Annotated in this window: 15 protein-coding genes; 9 read left to right on the top strand and 6 right to left on the bottom strand. The window is 33.3% G+C overall.

What is annotated here, in order from left to right; translation table 11 throughout:
- Positions 1-5: 5 nt before the first annotated feature.
- Together NTX22_01960 and NTX22_01955 are read right to left on the bottom strand one after the other, a co-directional pair.
- Entirely contained in the window at positions 6-1,247 is a 1,242-nt protein-coding gene (locus NTX22_01960) for an Nramp family divalent metal transporter (GenBank protein MCX6149271.1), read from the bottom strand.
- Between the two features lie 18 nt (positions 1,248-1,265).
- Positions 1,266-2,495 (bottom strand): CBS domain-containing protein, encoded by a 1,230-nt coding sequence (locus NTX22_01955; protein ID MCX6149270.1) that lies wholly within the window; start codon positions 2,493-2,495, stop codon positions 1,266-1,268.
- Between the two features lie 580 nt (positions 2,496-3,075).
- Between NTX22_01955 and NTX22_01950 the strand changes: the two genes are divergently transcribed.
- From NTX22_01950 to NTX22_01915, 8 genes are all read left to right on the top strand, one after another.
- Positions 3,076-4,377, top strand: a complete 1,302-nt coding sequence (locus NTX22_01950) for an FAD-dependent oxidoreductase (GenBank protein MCX6149269.1) — start codon at positions 3,076-3,078, stop codon at positions 4,375-4,377.
- A gap of 134 nt (positions 4,378-4,511) precedes the next feature.
- The gene (locus NTX22_01945) at positions 4,512-5,078 is read left to right on the top strand and encodes a DUF1003 domain-containing protein (protein MCX6149268.1); all 567 of its coding nucleotides are present in this window, start codon (positions 4,512-4,514) and stop codon (positions 5,076-5,078) included.
- Between the two features lie 5 nt (positions 5,079-5,083).
- Complete coding sequence (locus NTX22_01940) at positions 5,084-6,511, top strand: phosphoglucomutase (GenBank protein MCX6149267.1); 1,428 nt, start codon at positions 5,084-5,086, stop codon at positions 6,509-6,511.
- A 45-nt stretch (positions 6,512-6,556) separates the two neighbouring features.
- Positions 6,557-7,927, top strand: a complete 1,371-nt coding sequence (locus NTX22_01935) for a hypothetical protein (protein ID MCX6149266.1) — start codon at positions 6,557-6,559, stop codon at positions 7,925-7,927.
- A 10-nt stretch (positions 7,928-7,937) separates the two neighbouring features.
- Entirely contained in the window at positions 7,938-10,766 is a 2,829-nt protein-coding gene (locus NTX22_01930; GenBank protein ID MCX6149265.1) for a glycosyl hydrolase-related protein, read from the top strand.
- Between the two features lie 12 nt (positions 10,767-10,778).
- Entirely contained in the window at positions 10,779-13,181 is a 2,403-nt protein-coding gene (locus tag NTX22_01925; GenBank protein MCX6149264.1) for a glycosyl transferase family 36, read from the top strand.
- Between the two features lie 151 nt (positions 13,182-13,332).
- Positions 13,333-13,518, top strand: coding sequence for a hypothetical protein (locus NTX22_01920; GenBank protein ID MCX6149263.1), 186 nt, complete (start codon positions 13,333-13,335; stop codon positions 13,516-13,518).
- Positions 13,519-13,535: 17 nt separating this feature from the next.
- Positions 13,536-14,549 (top strand): aldose 1-epimerase, encoded by a 1,014-nt coding sequence (locus NTX22_01915; GenBank protein ID MCX6149262.1) that lies wholly within the window; start codon positions 13,536-13,538, stop codon positions 14,547-14,549.
- 92 nt (positions 14,550-14,641) lie between these two features.
- Here the strand turns inward: NTX22_01915 and NTX22_01910 are convergent, their stop codons facing one another.
- Positions 14,642-14,782: a hypothetical protein gene (locus NTX22_01910; GenBank protein MCX6149261.1), complete on the bottom strand. Its 141-nt coding sequence runs from the start codon at positions 14,780-14,782 to the stop codon at positions 14,642-14,644.
- Positions 14,783-14,793: 11 nt separating this feature from the next.
- A complete protein-coding gene (locus tag NTX22_01905; protein ID MCX6149260.1) occupies positions 14,794-15,195 on the bottom strand; it encodes a hypothetical protein in 402 nt (133 codons plus the stop codon).
- A 428-nt stretch (positions 15,196-15,623) separates the two neighbouring features.
- On the opposite strand from NTX22_01905, the gene NTX22_01900 reads away from it, so the two are divergent.
- Positions 15,624-16,298: a M50 family metallopeptidase gene (locus tag NTX22_01900; protein MCX6149259.1), complete on the top strand. Its 675-nt coding sequence runs from the start codon at positions 15,624-15,626 to the stop codon at positions 16,296-16,298.
- A gap of 37 nt (positions 16,299-16,335) precedes the next feature.
- Here NTX22_01900 and NTX22_01895 read toward each other — a convergent pair whose 3' ends face one another.
- Both NTX22_01895 and nusB read right to left on the bottom strand, forming a co-directional pair.
- Positions 16,336-17,553, bottom strand: a complete 1,218-nt coding sequence (locus NTX22_01895) for an MFS transporter (GenBank protein MCX6149258.1) — start codon at positions 17,551-17,553, stop codon at positions 16,336-16,338.
- Positions 17,553-18,035 (bottom strand): transcription antitermination factor NusB, encoded by a 483-nt coding sequence (nusB, locus tag NTX22_01890; GenBank protein ID MCX6149257.1) that lies wholly within the window; start codon positions 18,033-18,035, stop codon positions 17,553-17,555. The genes NTX22_01895 and nusB overlap by 1 nt, the downstream gene beginning before the upstream one ends.
- Between the last annotated feature and the right edge of the window lie 77 nt (positions 18,036-18,112).

Here is an 18,112-nt window from a genome sequence, read left to right as displayed (position 1 = left end):
TGAATTTATTTAAAAAATGGTTCTATAGTTAAAATTAAAGTAAGCGATACTAATATTATTATAGTTATCCATCCAATTGAATTTTTTATCCCGCTATTTACATAGTTTCCCATTATCTCTTTCTTATTAATTAGAACAATCATACAGATTAAAACAACCGGTAATAGCATTCCATTTATAACTTGCGACCATATTGTAATGAGAATAAGAGGAGCTTTAGGAATTAATATAATTGCGGCTGAAATAAGAATGATGCCTGTAAAGAACGAATAAAACTCCGGAGCTTCTTTAAGTTTCTTATCAATACCAGCTTCAAAACCAAACGCCTCGCAAATGTAAAATGCGGTTGCTAATGGTAAAATTGTAGCTGCAAAAACCGAAGCAATAAATAATCCCAAAGCAAACAAAGAGGCGGCAAACTCACCTGCTAATGGTTCAAGTGCAAGAGCCGCATCTTTCGCATCATTTATTTGAATTCCTTTTTGGTGCAGTGTCGCTCCACATGCAACTATAATAAAAAATGCAACTACAATTGTTGCCAAACATCCAATTACTACATCCCAGATTACAAATTTATATTCTTCAATCTTAATACGTTTTTCTATTACAGCCGATTGCATATAGAATTGCATCCACGGAGCAATTGTTGTTCCTACAATCCCAATTACCATACTTAGGAAGGTTGTATTTAATTCGAATGACGGTTTTACCATTGCCATACCGATATGAGTCCAATCTGGTTTAGCAAGCAATGCAGAAACCACGTAGGAGAGAAGGAATACACTAAAAATTAAAAAGATTTTTTCTACCGATCTGTAAGTTCCTTTTACAACCAGCATCCAAACAAATACAGCAGCAATTGGAACTGAAATATATTTGCTTACTCCAAATACATTCATGCTACCAGCCACGCCGGCAAATTCTGTAGTTGTGTTGCCAATATCAGCAACCAGCAATCCAACAAAGATGAAAAAAGTTACCTTCACCCCAAAATTTTCCCGGATTAGGTCTGCCAAACCTTTTCCTGTTACTATACCCATTCTTGCATTCATTTCCTGAACAACGAGCAAAACAATAAATGCCGGAATCATTGTCCATAGAAGTCTGTAACCATACATTGCACCAGCAACAGAATATGTTGTAATTCCACCTGCGTCGTTATCAACACTTCCGGTAATTATCCCTGGACCTAAAATGCTTAAGAAGATAACAAAATTTATATACCAAGTTTTTTTCTTTAAAGCCATAAAGATTTTCCTTCTCTATTATGCAATCTTCCTGCGGCTTTTTAGCAGTTCATAAATAATATCGTTAATGATAACACTTCCCACAAGGTTCATTTCACCATCAACAATGGGAATAGCAAACAGATTGTATTTGGATGCAACTTTTACAAGCTCATCAATTTCATCAGTATCTTTCATAAAAACAAAATCTTTATGAACTATAGATTTAAGAATTATATTAGGTTGCGAAATTACAATATCCCTTAAGGATACTGTTCCAATAAGTTTATTTTGCTGGCTGGTAACAAAAATGTAATACATTTGATCTTCATCTGGTTTTAATTCTCTTAACGAATTAATTGTCTGTTCCACTGTGGTATCGCTTTTAAAAGAAACGACATCGGTAGTCATCAGGCTACCAACTAAATCATCATTGTATTCCATCAATTCACGTACTTCATCAGAAGCTTCTTTTTCCATTTCATTCAGAAGCTCTTCAGCCTTGTCTTCTCTTAACCCATCAAGTATATCAGCAACTTCATCGGCTGGCATTTCTTCAAGAATATCTGCAGCTTTTCCGGTTTCCAGATTTTCAAGCATTTTCAACTGCGTTTCTTCTTCCATCTCTTCCAGTACATCAGCACTCTTTTCTTTATCCAATCCGGAAAAAATTATCATCCCGGTTTTTGTATCAAAGTCTTCAATAATGTCAGCTAAATCCGATGGATGAAGTGTAGCAAGCTTGTTATACGTTTTTGAAAGAATAATATTTTCATTTGGTGTAAAAACTGTTTCAACATCACTCCACAATAAAAGTTTTGCAGGTAGTTTTATTCCCAATTTTAGAAGCGGTTTTGCAACTCCTAATCGTCTTAGTAAACCTTCAGTTCCAATATCTACAGCAACAACAAAAAAACCACTGGAAAGTAAAACTAACCTTATATCATTTGCACGCACAACTTTCCTTCCGTTAACATCTATAATTTGCCTGTCAACAACATTCCGTTTTAAAAAAAGGTAATCACCTGCTGGCACTTCTTCTATCCTCGTACTTGTAATATGGTACTGACTCTTTTGTTTCTTAATAGAAAAATGCTCCCAGTTTAAATGTTTTATTCCATCTTTCGTTTTAACTTTTACTGCTGCCACTTTAGGATTTTGTAAATCATGTGTTACACCCAAATCTAATAGTTTACCTATTACCTGGAATTCGTGGGAAATAATTTTAATTCCGATAATTCTACTTAAATAAATGCTTGTAAATTTCATTTTACCTCCAGGATTATACCACAATCACCAGTTAACTATTTAAACGAACAATGAAATCCGGACGAAGATTTAATTGCAATTCGAAATTATTTTGGAAAAGAATAGTTAAAAAATTTCCATTTTTAAAATTCGACTTCAAAAAGGAAATAAAAAATTTTAATTACAGAATTAACTGGTAATAAATATTACTGATAAAGTTTTTTAGGCTTTGCTAAGCTTAATTTAATTTTTTAGAACAATGTTTAGATTTTTTCTTTAGTCCGAGGTACAATCAGCGTGGTTTGCAGAATGGTTTTTAAAATATTCAATAACAAACTTGGAGATTGTACTTCTTGCATCTTTTGAGATAAACAAATCACTTCAATAAAGCAACGCTTATCTCCGCCAGGGTCGTCCACAGAATCTCCTCTGTTTGTTGCTGATATTTTATTTGTGGTAAAAATACCCTTTTCAATTCATCAAATCAACATATTTTTGATAAACAAAAATTTTTTATTTTTTTCCCTTACCTACTTGTCATTCTTTTATGATAAAATTTTTATAATTCTTAAATTTGAATGTAAAAATTAATAGTGCCCTGATGAAATTTTCTTATGATGTAGTTGTTGTTGGAGCCGGAATAGCCGGTATAAGCGCGGCGGTTAAATCTGCCCGAGAAGGAGCCTCTACTCTTTTAATTGAACATTATGGTTTTGTTGGTGGAATGTCGACTGCGGGAATGGTCTCTCCATTCATGAAACACTCAATTAATAATGAAAGCTTGGTGCGTGGTGTGTTTGAAGACCTTGAAATCGAAATGCAAAATATGAATGGAATGATTGATAATGGATTCTATGCTAATTCTTTCCGGTCAGCAGCCTTTGGGCTTTTAGAAAAAGCGGGAGTTGATATTTTTCTTCTTTCGGATATTACCAAAGTTAATCGCAACAATAACAAGATAACTTCAATGGAAATTGTTAAAAGTAGTGAAGAAATAAAAATCGATGGCAAAATATTTATCGACACATCCGGCGATGCCCAACTTGTTTACCTTGGCAACTTTCCCTGGACAAAGGGAGATGAAAAAAATGGCAACCTGCAAGCATTAACACTTTTCTTCCGTATGGGCGGAATAGATATTAAAAAAGCCACAAATTATGTTAATGAACATAGAGAAGATTTTTTTAATTGGGTGAATTACGATTTCGATTTTTCAAAAATTATTTCCGTCGCTGGTTATTTTAGCAATGTAAAAAAAGCAATTTTGGAAAAACGATTGCCGGAAGAAATAGAATATATATTTTACACTACATTACCGGAAAGTGGAGAAGCATCATTTAATACATCTAACATTCTTGGATTGGATGGCTCAACTTCATACGAATTAACAAATGCAGAATTGAAAGGTAGGGATCAAGTTTATAAAATTGTTCTCTTACTCCAGAAAGAAATACCGGGATTTGAAAACTCCTATCTTTTAGAAACAGCTGTTCAAGTTGGTGTAAGAGAAACACGCAGAGCAATCGGTGATTATATTATGAATGGTGATGAAATAAAACATGGCGCTAAGTTCAAAGATGCAATAGCTCGCGGATGCTATGGTATAGATATTCACGGACAAAAAGGTGAAACTAGCAGATTGGAAGAAATACCCGCAGGGCAGTATTATGAGATTCCATTGCGATCTTTAATTGTTAAAGAAGCAGAAAATCTTTTAGTTGCGGGAAGATGTATTTCTGCCACACGTGAAGCACACAGCGCATTAAGAATTATGGCTACTTCTGCAGCAACCGGTGAAGCATGCGGAGCTTTAGCATCAGTAGCGGTTAAACAAGGTACTTTGGTTAGAAATATTCATTACAGCGAGGTTCAAAAATTAATTCCTTACAATTTATCTTTATAATTTAATTTTGTTAAAAGATTTATTGAAGATATTAATGAAAATATTTTTGAATCTTATTCGTGAATTTTATTGATTAATTAATATTCTTCCGAAACCTAAAATATTCCTCAATTCAAACAGATTGGGAAACAATTATGGAAAATGAAAAACGATTAAATGGACTAAGTTTGCTAATTGAGCAAACAAAGAAAGATTTGGAAAATGAATTTCAGAAAAGAATGCTAAATAAAGAAGTAGCTGTTGAAAACATAAATAAAATTGTTGATACGCGACTTACGTACGGAGATAGGATAGCGGATAAAGTTGCTGAAATAGGTGGCAGCTGGGCTTTCATTATAGCGTTCTTTGCTTTTATTGTTGCCTGGATGATTAGCAATACTTTTATCCTGGCTACCAGAGCATACGATAATTACCCATACATTCTGCTTAATCTGGTACTTTCTTGTCTTGCAGCTATTCAAGCACCAATTATAATGATGTCTCAAAACCGGCATGCAAAAAAGGATCGGCTTGAAGCTGATGAAGACTATAAAACAAATGCTCGTTCGGAAATTCAGATACAAGAGTTAAATGCAAAATTAGATTTGTTCATGGAATTATTTATTAAAATGAATTTTGAAACGAAAGAAGATCAGCTAAAGAAAATAAACGAATCATTAAATGAAATACATGACCACTTACATAACCAAAACAAAAAGTAATTAGTATGAATATAATCTTTGGAACCGACGGTTGGCGAGGTTTACTTGATAGTGAAATGAACAAGAAAAGCGTTTCGATTGTGGCTCAGGCGTTCTCTGATTACTTAAAAAATAATTTTAAAAATAATATCACTGCCGCTGTTGGTTTTGATGGACGCAGATTATCTAAAGAGTTCGCAAATATATTTGCCAAAATACTTTCTGGCAATGGAATAAAAGTTTTTTTATCAGATTCCATTTGTCCAACACCAGTTCTTTCTTATTATGTAAAAGCAAATTCCCTGAACGCTGGAATTATGATTACCGCAAGCCACAATCCAGATATATACAATGGAGTAAAATTCAAAGCTAATTATGGGGGACCTTTTCCTACGGAGGAAACATTAAAAGTTGAACAACTACTTGGGATTAATTCAATTAATAAAAATAAAAAGAATGTAATTGAAGAATATTTTTTACCAGTTTATTTAAATCAACTTGAAAAGTATGTTGATTTTGAGATGATAAAAAAGTCAGGATTAAAAATACTTATTGATTCGATGGGAGGTGCTGGACAAGAAATTATTTCATCTCTACTTTCAAAGTATGGAATAGAATCCAAAACGATATTTGGCAAAGCTTCGCAGGATTTTTATGGACGCAACGCTGAGCCGATTAAAAAAAATCTGTATCCATTAAGTAAAGAATTAAAAAAAGAAAAAATCTATGCTTTTGGCATTGCCACAGATGGTGACGCTGATAGATGCGGTGTAATGCTCTCTAACGGCAAATGGCTTAGCGCCCAGGAAACTATTTTACTTTTGACTGATTACATTGTAAACACAAAAAAAATTTCTGGTCATATTGTTAAAACTTCTTCGGTTACAGATAAACTAAGAAGCAACTTTGAAACTGTCACAAGAAAAGTCTACGATGTTCAGGTTGGCTTCAAATATGTCTGCGAAAAAATGATTGAAGAGGAAGTAGCATTTGGTTGTGAGGAAAGCGGCGGATATGGATACAAGAATCATATTCCAGAGAGAGATGGAATTCTAACAGGATTAATATTACTAGAAATGCTGGCAAATTCCGGCAACAATAAATTAAGCGATTTGGTGACAGAAAAAAGGAAACAATTTGGCAATATTTTTTATGATAGGATTGATTTCGATTATGAAAATGAGGATAGAATCCAAAAACTACCTGAACTTTATAGAAATCCACCGCAATTGATTTCTGGATTCAAAGTAAAGTCTATGTATAAATTCTTCAGCAGTCGTGGGGATATCAACGGATTAAAATTTATACTTGAAGGTGATTGTCGCTGGCTGTTACTCCGTGCTTCCGAAACTGAACCAATGGTTAGAATTTATTCTGAAGGACAATCTGATAGCGATGTAAATAATTTATTAGAACAGGGAATGCAATTCATAAAATCAAAAATTCACATTTAATTTTTGAAATTGTTAAATCTAAATTGAAAGAAAGCACAAAATAATATGATTAAAAAATTTGTTAATGAAGAAGAAGCGGCTGAGCTAATCAGTAAACAAGGATTTGAATTCGCAGTAATTCATAACCCGGAATATATTTATCCACCAATTGAGCTTTATCCACTAGCTAAAAAAATTACAACTCCAAGAGAAAAACTTTCTGCGATAGTAATGGATATGGATGGAACCACCACTACTACCGAAGAACTTTGTATCCATTCATTGGAATACATGGTTCGGCAGATAAGTGGAAAACTAACCAAAGAATCATGGAAAGGATTGGATCCTATTATCGATTATCCAAATATTATTGGCAATAGCACTACAAAGCATGTAGAATATCTTATTACCCGGTATAATAACTTCATAGATAAAGATGCTTTTTGCAAAGCATTTTTTCACGCCGCATTATGGACATTAATTTTAGGTCAAGACAAAAACCGAAAAGATGAAGTAACAAATACTCTCATTAACCTTGGTTGTAAAGATGCATTAACCGATGAGAAGCTAAATTATTATATAGCAAATGTGGAATTTACCGGGAGTAAAGCCATAATTATCACTAACTATTTTTTCAACAAATTTGGAAATAATTTTACGATCAACTCTCTTAATGATTCTGTCAGGGCAGCAATTGACATTTACTATCAGCGTTATCACGAAATACTTGAGTTAATTAATAAAAATGGAAGTGAACATTTAAAGTTGGAGTTGCTTGAGAATAAAGAAAAGCCTCTGATTGAACCAACACCCGGGGTAGGAATTTTTCTTGCACTAATTAAAGGATGGCTTGGAGAAGAAATTGAATATCTTATGGATGAGTTGATTTTGGAATTTAAATTAAAACAACAAAATAATTTCGTTTTAGATAAAGAGAAAGTTAAAATAAATCTTTTAAGAATTAGCAAAATGTTTCAGGCTGATCCTTTAAAAATTGCAGTCGTTACATCATCAATTTTTTATGAGGCTAATATTGTTATGGGAGAAGTTTTCCATATTCTATTACAGCAGGTTGATAAATGGAATGTTTCACCCGAAAGAAAAAAGTTTATAAAAGAAAAGTTTACAGATTATAATAATGTTTATGATGCATTTATTACAGCCAGCGATTCCAGCGAAATAAGATTGAAGCCACACCGAGATCTTTATAGCATTGCATTATATAAACTTGGTATTCCAAAAGTTAAATTTGAGGAAGTAGTTGGTTTTGAAGATAGCGAAAGTGGTACAATAGCTATCCGTGCTGCTGGAATGGGTTTATGCGTTGCTGTTCCTTTTGCTAAAACCAAAGGACATGACATGAACGCTGCAACATATGTTCTGAATGGTGGATTACCAGAAACATTAATAAAACACAATCTTTTTATTAAGGAATAGTTACCGCATTATGAATAAAGACTTAATAAAAAATCGTGTTTTTCATGTAATCTCAAATACGCATTGGGATCGCGAATGGCGATTTCCGTTTCAGAGAAATCGTCAAATGCTTGTTGAAATGATCGACAAAGTTTTAGAAATTCTTGAAGCCGAACCAGATTACCGTGCATTTCATCTTGATAGTCAATCAGTTGTTTTAAATGATTATCTCGAAATTCGTCCAGAGAAAGAAAAAGTTATAAAAAGGTTTGTTCAGGAAAAAAGATTATTGATCGGACCCTGGTTTATTCTTCCAGAAGAATTTCAGGTTGGTGGAGAAAATTTAATCCGCAATCTTTTGCTCGGTCATAAAATTTGCTCTGCATTAGGCGGTACTTCAAAAATTGGTTACTCCCCTTTCTCGTGGGGACAGATCTCTCAGCTCCCTCAAATTTATAAAGGATTTGGAATTGATGTAATTATGTTCTATCGTGGAGTTAATTCGATAGACAGTAAAAAAGCTGAGTTCATTTGGGAAGGCGCAGATGGAACTAGGTCGCTTTCATCCCGCTTTTCAACAATGCCGCGGTACAATTTTTATTTCTATATCTACCGCCCTGTTGTTCATAATGAAAAAATTTCTGATGCTGAGTATAAATGGTCTAACGGAGGAACACCATTTCATTTTTCTGACAAAGTACTTTATAAGGAAGATTACTTCATAACAAAACCACTGGATACTTACTTTAAAGAAAATATTATTCCATCTGTAAATGCTATTGTAGAAAACCAGGTTAATGATTTTACAACAGAAAATGTTATCTGGATGGAAGGACACGATTCAAGCGGACCAAACATAAAGACAGTAAGAATAATTAAAGATATTAAAGAACTCATTCCGGAAATGAATATAGTACATAGCACTCTTGAAGAATATTCCAATGCTCTAAAAAAATCTGCCAACCAGCAAAATCTAACTTTAGTAAAAGGTGAAAGAAGAAGTGCCCAAAATGATTTGAGATGTGGTAATCTTTTCGGCTACACTACATCAGCTCGAATGTATTTGAAACAGAAAAATTTTGAAGCCGAGAATTGGATTCAATTCTATGCCGAACCCTTTAACTCAATATGCAGTTTGCTGGGTCTGAACATCAATGATAAATATTTAGAGCGTGCCTGGTATTACATCCTGGAAAATTCTGCTCACGATTCTATTGGCGGCTGTAGCTTGGATGAAGTTCATGACGATATGATGTTTCGCTATAAGCAATCAATTGAAATTTCTAAAGGAGTATTTGAAAGAGCATGCAAATACATCTCTACTAAAATTGATCTAAGTCAGTTCCCGGAAAAAAGTATTCATCTTGTTGTAGTAAATCCTACAAATTATATTCGAAATGATATCGTGGAAGCATTTGTTGATGTACCCACGGAGCTGGATAAAGGTGCTATCGAAATTATTGATCAATACGGAAAGAAGTTGAATTATTTTCTTGTTGAAAAGAAAGATGAGCAACCAGTACTGGAGCAGTTGATAGACCGTCCTCTGTTTTTTAGAATGAAAAGATACCATTGTTATATTGAATTAAATAACATTTTACCATTTGGAATTACTTCTTACTATATAAAACCAGTAAAGCCAAAAGATTCTAATAAACAAATGAAACTCGGGAAATTATTTGCGGGACTTCCGGTTTTAGAAAACGAATACCTTAAAATAAAAATAGGTTTAAATGGTACACTTGATGCACTTGACAAAATAACAGGTAAAGAGTTTTACAATCTTGCTTACTTGTATGATGAAGGAGAGGCTGGACACGCCTGGATTAATAAACCAATAGAACCTTTTGTTACAACTTTAAAATCGAGACCGAAGATTTCATTCGTGGAGAATAATTCTCTTGTTACAAAATGTTCAATCAAATATGAATTGCACATTTTCCCTACTCTTGAAGATCGTTCAAGCAAATCAAAAATTAAAAATAAAATATCAGTGGAAGTATTAGTTTCACTTAAAAAAAATTCCAGGCGAATTGATTTTCAAATCAACGTTGATAATAATGTTGAATCCCACCGGTTAAGAATTATGTTTCCTACTGGTATTCCAGCAGAATACTCCTATGGTGAGGGACAATTTGATGTTGTAGAAAGATCAATTAAAAAACTTGAGACTAAAGATTGGATTGAGCAACCAATGTATGATTATCCAATGCATCATTTTGTTGATGTTAGCGATGGGAAAACCGGTGCAGCAGTTATTGTTAAGGGATTGAAGGAGTATGAAGTTCTGGATAACAAGGATAGAACAATTGCAATTACTTTATTGCGTGCGTTCAAATATATCATACAACCAAGTTCGGTAGAAGATTACAACCACCAAAAAGGTTCTCAATGTTTAGGAAAACAATCTTATAAACTTGCATTCTACCCGCATCAAGGAGACTGGCATAATGGAAAAGTTTACGAGGAAGCTCTTTGTTATAATACAGCTTTAAGAATTTTTGAAATGGGAAGCGGTGATAAAGTGAAACGGGGAAACGGAGAATGGATGATGGAGGGCGCGAAGATAAAGGCTAATACATCATTTTTCCAGATTCAACCAAAGGAATTAGTGTTTAGTTGTTTTAAGAAATCGGAAGATGGGATTGATAATTCGTTAGTTTTGCGATTATACAATCCGACTAATTCTGAAGTTAAAGGCAAAGTAAATTTTTTATTTAGAATTAAGAAAGCAACTGAAATTAGCCTGGAAGAATTACCGATTGCCAAAATTAAATTGGATAATAATAATTCTTTCCAAATTAATGTTGGCAAAAAGAAAATTGCCACATACAAAATTGAATTTGATGAAAAGAAATAAATAAGGATAAAAATGTTTCCTAACAAATATGGTCACTTTTCTGAAGATTACAGAGAATATATTATTACTAATCCCCGTACACCACGCCCGTGGTTTAATTATATGTGGAATGAACATTATGCTGGATTAATTTCCCACACCGGCGGAGGATTTAGTTACCTGGATTCGCCCCGCGATAATAGAATTACAAGAATGCGATACAACTGTTTACCCTGGGATCGCCCCGGAAGATATGTGATTGTAAAAGATACTGAGACGGGTAATTACTGGTCGCTTAGCTGGGCACCGACAACAAATCTGAATTACGATAAATATGAATGCCATCATGGACAGGGCTACACTAAAATCATTACAGAAATTTTCGGTATCAGGGGAGAAATTACTTACTTCGTACCACAGGATGTTAATGCAGAAATCTGGAGAGTGAATTTAAAAGATTTAAGTGGTAAACCAAGAAAGCTCGAAGTTTATTCCTTTACTGAATTGATGATGGGAAACGCTCTGAACGATATCATCAACCAACCAAATGATAAACATTTTACTAAAATTTATTTTGATAAAAAACATTCTGCCCTGGTTGCCACACGCCGCTACTGGGTTCTTAACAGAAAAGTTTCAGTCGCTCAGCCAAATATTGATTGGAAGTACCGAATACTTTTTACCCAAACTTTACCAATAACCGGATTTGATGGAAGTCTTGATAATTTTATTGGAAGATGGCGTAGTGAGACAAATCCTGAATCGATTGAAACTGGCACAATGAAGAATACGGAAATTACCGCCGGCGATCCTGTCGCGGCTCTTCAATCAAAATTAGATCTTCATGCTAATGCATCAACAGAGTTTGCCATTATTATGGCGATAGTTCCAAAAGAAGAAAAGAATGCATATAAAAATTTAAAATGGGAATCACTTATAAAGATTGAAACTCTGGATAAAAAATTTGAACAGCTTAAAGCGAAATGGGATAACCATCTTTCTGCTGTAAAGGTGAATACACCGGACGAAAAATTTAATGCAATGTTAAATGTTTGGAATCAGTACCAGGCGGCTGTTACGTTTGATATGGCAAGAAACTCTGGTTACTATCATGGTGGCTTATTATTCGGAACAGGAATGCGCGACCAATTCCAGGATATAATTGGAGTTGTAATGGTCGATCCGAAAAGAGTCCGTACAAGACTACTGAATGCGTTACGTTTTCAATTTAAGAATGGATCTACACTGCATAATTTCTTTAAGCTTACAGATTATGGTGAAAGAACTAATCATTCAGATACACCGCTTTGGATTCCATTTGGTTTGATAGAATATTTAAACGAAACCGGCGACCATTCCATCCTTGATGAAAAAGTAACTTTTTATGATGGTGGCAAAGCAACCGTTTACAAACACATGGTTAAAGCGTTAGATTTTGCCCTCTCTGCAACAACCAAACGTGGGATGCCGAAAATAATGACAGGCGATTGGAATGACACTCTCGATCATATTGGACCAAAAGGAAAAGGCGAAACAGTTTGGGGAGCATTCTTTTTAGCTTATGCGCTTAGAAAAACATTTGAACTGCTGGAATATAAGAAAGACAAAAAGACATTAAAAAGATGGAAGAGAGAATATGAAAAGTTGGAAAAGATAACTAACAAATATTGCTGGGATGGTGAATGGTATATCCGTGCTTTTAGAGATAATGGCATACCAGTAGGGACTCATAAGGATACTCAAGGAAAAATTTTCATCAACTCACAAACATGGTCTGTAATATCCGGGTTAGCTCCAAAAGAAAGAGCTGATAAAGCACTTGAATCTGTAAAAAAATATTTAGCCCGACCGAAAGGAATCCAAATTTGTTTTCCACCTTTCACTGAGGTTGACGACTCAATCGGATTGATCAGCCGATGCGTTTCAGGTAAGAAAGAAAATGGTGCAATCTTTAATCATGCATCTTCCTGGTTTATTCTTGCTTCAATAATGAATGGAAATGCTGAAACCGCGTATGAAACCTATAAACGAATGATGCCGTTAAACTCAGCCCAGGATATCGATAGATATGAAGTTGAGCCATACGTTTATGCTGAATATGTTACAAGTCCAGACCATATAACTAAAGGACAGGCAAGCCATTCATGGTTAACAGGAACTGCTGTGTGGATGTTACGAATCGGTTTAGATTACATCATTGGTTTCCAACCAACATTAAAAGGAATGAGAATAGCGCCGAGCATTCCTTCTGAGTGGAAAGAATTTAAAGCTGAAAGAAAATTCAGAGGGAAAATTTTGAAACTTCATGTTCAAAATCCTGATGGAAAGAACAGCATTGTAAAATCAATTACTGTAAACGGAAAACAAATAAAGAAGAACCTGATTGAAGTAGAAAAGTACAAAGAGAAAGAGTTGAATATTGAAGTAATAATATAGGAACGAATAAACCATTGCTTTTTGACTTCAACATTCATTATTCATTGTTCGATATTCTAAATTCATTATTGAGTCGGATAGAGTAGCAATCTTTGGAGAGCAACAGCAAAAAGAAATCCCTGGCTGCAGTAAATCATCTGTTAATTTTGAAATGAATTTAATTGAAAATAAATTAATTAATCCATTTAATCAAAATGAAATAAAAGGTTATTACATCCCGCTTGAACTTATTCTTAAAAAAGGAATTCCATTCTTTAAACAGAACCATAATAAACTTTTATGTCCATCAGGTACATGTTCTGCGTGCGATTCCAGAAACCATTTAATTACTGAATAAAAATAACCGGAGCAAAATTGAGTAGATACGAACTAAGAGAAAGTAAATTTGGAAATTATAAGACATTAATTTTGAGTGATGAATTAAACGGAACAAAAGCGGAAATTGCATTGAAGGGAGCGACTCTGCTAAATTATTTTGTTCCTGTTAACAATAAACTTCTAAACATCGTTGATGGTTACCAAACACCTGAGGAATTTGATGAACTTGCTGGTGCCCGATCTTCCATAATGGCTCCTTTTTCTAACAGGATTAAACGTGGTACTTATGAATTCGATGGAAAGCTTTATCAGCTTATCAGTCCTATAAATCCTAATAAAGATGTAATACACGGTTTAGTTCGCGTGATAGATTTTGAAATAAAAGATATCGAAACAATTGATGATAAAATTTCTCTTACATTGTTTACCAACAAAATAAGAAAAGAAGCTTTCCCTGGTTATCCCTTCAATCTTGATGTAACAATTAAGTTTACTTTAAAAGAAAATACACTTGATGTTGAAATTTCAGGATTAAATATTAATGATGCACCTATTCCATTCGCTTGCGGCTGGCATCCATATTTTAAGACTAATGAGGATGGAATTGATAATTTAATTCTACAACTTCCAGCTAATAAAATTGTTTTACTGGATGAAAAATATATCCCACTAATAGGTGAAAAAGCATATTCTAATTTGGACGAACATCCTGAGTTGGATTTCCGAACTGATGATTTGAACAAAAATACACTTGGTAAAAAAATAGTTAATGTATGTTACACTGATATAATTCCCGATTTGGATGGATTTGCCAGAACAAAGCTAACTGATGAAATAACAGGAATACAAATAATTGTTTTTCAGAAAGGTGGAGTTATTTATGCTTTTACCGGCGATGAAGTAAAATATCGTCCACGAAAATCCATAGCTATAGAACCAGTTGAATATATTACAAACAGTTATAATCGTCCAGAATTGTCAGATAAGATCATTCTTAAACCTGGTCAATTAAAAACATTTAAGTTTGGCGTAGAAATTAAAAAATTATAGTTACACCATTCTTAGTGTAGCAAATGATGAACAAGTTTTCTTTCAATTTTTTTTATGAACAAAAGGAAATTACTTATGTTAAAGTAGTTCCATTAATTTATAACCTTTAGCTGGTATAAAAAAACACCATTGGTCAACCTGGTTTCAATCGAGTTTATTTTATGTACTCCTGCTTTCTTTATTTCACATGCCAGAATTTCTATTTCTTCACTAAATGAATTAAATATTTTCAAAAGGTCCCATCTTACTTGTATATTCCTCGTAATTCACCAACACTAAAATTAGGGTATTTAGTAACATCTACATTTGAAGAATAAAACTCTATGGTCCAAAATGTTGATTGTCCTTTTGATAATGGCACACCTATTTGAGTATTGTTACCACCTAATTTAGTTTTTTGTGCAGTATCTGTAAAAAACTGGGCTTCAACATACCAAGGTGAACTGACGGTTGAATTAGTATTGTTTTGTACAATTCCTTTAGCGACCAATCTTTTAGAGGAACCATCTAAATAAGTTGTATCAACAATAAAACTGAGGCTGGATATTTGTCGGTCACTATTGGAACCAACAACCGCATCATTCTCATTACATGCAGTAAAATAGAATATTACTATAAATGTTAAAAAAAATAGATATGGTTTCATTTAATCCTCATGTTATAATATAAAATCCTGATTTTTATAAATTAATATAATTAAATTGCCAGTAACAATTGATCCTTTGCATTCTTTGATATAACAAAACAACTTTTCAAATCACTAATTCAAATTGCCTTATGCGTTCATCATCTTGTGCGATAGTAATTTGTAACTGAAGAATTATCAGTAAAATATGTTAATAAGTTAGTTCATAATTCGTTTTTTGCACAAAATATTTTTTTTGTGGATGAGGATCTTTGCAAATTAGGCAAGAGTAAAAATGATTTAATTTCTTTCAACTGTTCTAAAATATTAAACCAATTGAGACAAATTACTAGCAGAAAAATAAAAATTCTATTTATTAAATCTAAAAAATTATTATAGAACCGGTAATCTCTATTTATTATCTTTGTTTACAATTTTTATAAATGTAAATGAAACTTTCTTCCAAAGGTAAAACAATAATTGAAGTTACAGTACTGTTAATTGCTGTAACTATAACTTACCTATTTTGGAATTCCTTTTTCATTTATCCAGTAAAACTCTTCGTAGTTTTACTTCATGAGTTGTCTCATTGCATTTTCGCACTGGTTTCTGGTGGATCAGTTACGGAGATTAAAATTGATTATCAGGTTGGAGGAGAATGCTTAGTTAAAGGTGGCAATCCTTATTTGATTGCCAGTGCCGGCTACCTTGGTAGTTTACTGTTAGGCGGGTTATTATTTATTTCATCAAATAAATACAAATTTAGTAAATACTTTTGCACCGTACTTTCTTTAATATTTTTAATAGCTTGTATAACATTAATAAAAAGTCCCTTTGGAATTCTATTTACAATTGGCTTCTCGATAATTCTCTTTTTCTCTCCACGGATTTTGCCAAATATTGTCCATTCATATCTATTTAAAATTCTTGGTACAATAAGTTGTCTTTACACTATAATTGATATCAAAGATGATTTGATTACTTCAGAGTACAGAAGAACAGATGCTCAAATATTAGCTGATTTGACCGGTGTGCCAGCAATAATTTGGGGCATTTCAATTTTCATCATCTCTGTTTTAGTAGTTTATTTTTTGGTGCGCTTTAATTTTAGAAAGCAAAAATGAGAGCTTACCGGCTAAAGTCAAATTAAGATTTTTGCGTTTAGTTCAGTAAAGTTTTAGGGTCTTTTACTTTAGTAAGAAGAATTATTCCCACAATAAAAAAGAATGTCATCGATAGAATTGCCACTCTTTGACTGTTAGTTATATAACTAACTAATCCAAATACGAGTGGACCTAACACTGCCGAACTTTTTCCAAAAAAGGAATAAAAACCAAAGAACTCTGTTTTTTTATCTTCTGGTGTTAATTTACTCATTAAACTACGACTAGTAGATTGTGTTGCCCCCATAACGCTGCCAGCTAATAATCCAACGATGTAAAAATTGGTCTTATCTTTAACAAAGAAAGCATAAATAATTGTTCCAAGCCACAGGAACAAAGAAATTATAATTGTCTTTTTCTGCCCGATTGAATCTGACACAATTCCAAATAATATTGAGCCAATAATTGCGGTTGATTGTACTGTAAGGAAGAATATTAATACTTCAGTTGCAGAAAAACCAATTGTAGTGCTTGCATAATTTCCTGCAAAAAAAATAACTGTGTTTACTCCTTCTATATAAAAGAAAAATGCCAGAAGAAATGTGGTAAGGTTTTTATAATTTTTTAAGTGGGTTATTGTATTATAAACGCGATTAAAGCCAATTTTAAAATAAGATTCTTCTATAACAACATTTTTCCGGTTATCCTTTAAGAATATAAAAATTGGAATGGCAAAAATTAAAAAGAAAAGAGCTGCCAACGGAAAAGTTTCCTTTACCATATCATTTTTTACAAATGGTAAAGCAATAGCAAGCGTGGCAAATGAACCAAGATAACCCATCGCAAAACCATATCCGCTAACTCTTCCATAATTTTTTGGCTCTGTTAATTCTGGTAAGAATGAATCATAAAAAACAAGTGCAGCTTCAAAACCAACATTGGAAAGTATAAAAATTATCATCGCCAAAAAAATTGCACCAGATCCGGTAAAGTATAATGACGCTGTGCCTACAATACAGAGAATTGTAAAAAATAAAAGGAATCTTTTTTTTCCAGCGGAGTGATCAGCAATGGCACCCAAAATTGGAGAAATAATAGCAGTAATAATCATTGAGATGCTTGTGGCAAGGCTCCAATAAAAATCACCTATAGCCTCACCACCAGAAATTGTTTTCTTAAAATAGACGGCAAAGATTGCCGTTACAACAACAATTGAAAAGGATGTATTAGCAAAATCGTATAAAGTCCATACAAAAATCTTCCAGCGATTTTTCATTAATCAGTCTCAGTATTTTTCCTTATGGATTCATCAACCAATCCCCTGCCAGTTTTGCTCAAATTACCGCTTGCTTTTAATTCAGCAAGGATTGAATCAAGAATTCCATTAATAAATTTTCCGCTGTTTGGTGTGCTGAAATTTTTAGAGATTTCAATAACCTCGTTTATGGAAACTTTAGGTGGGATATCCGGGAAAAATAATATTTCCGCAATGCACATTCTTAGAAGTATTTTATCGATCAAGGCAATTCGATTCATCTCCCAGTTATCTACACGTTCACTGATACGTTTGTCTAATGCTTTATGGTGGGCAAGGACATTATCAATAAGGAGGCGACAAAAATCTTTATCACTTTTTTCTTCAACATCAGAAAGCATTCCTTCAGTTAAAGAAACTAATCCTTCGCTGTTCATCTCAAAAGCATACAAAATCTGAAGAACTTTTTCTCGTAATTCTCTTCGGTTGGTTTTTTTTGTCATTGTATTTCTAATGTAAAATTAAGAACAATTTAATTAAGTGCATTGTAAAAAAATCCTATCATCCAAATTTGGGAACC

This window comes from Ignavibacteriales bacterium, from assembly GCA_026390815.1.
Classification (GTDB): Bacteria; Bacteroidota; Ignavibacteria; order Ignavibacteriales; family SURF-24; genus JAPLFH01.
This window is presented reverse-complemented; position numbering and strand designations above follow the sequence as displayed.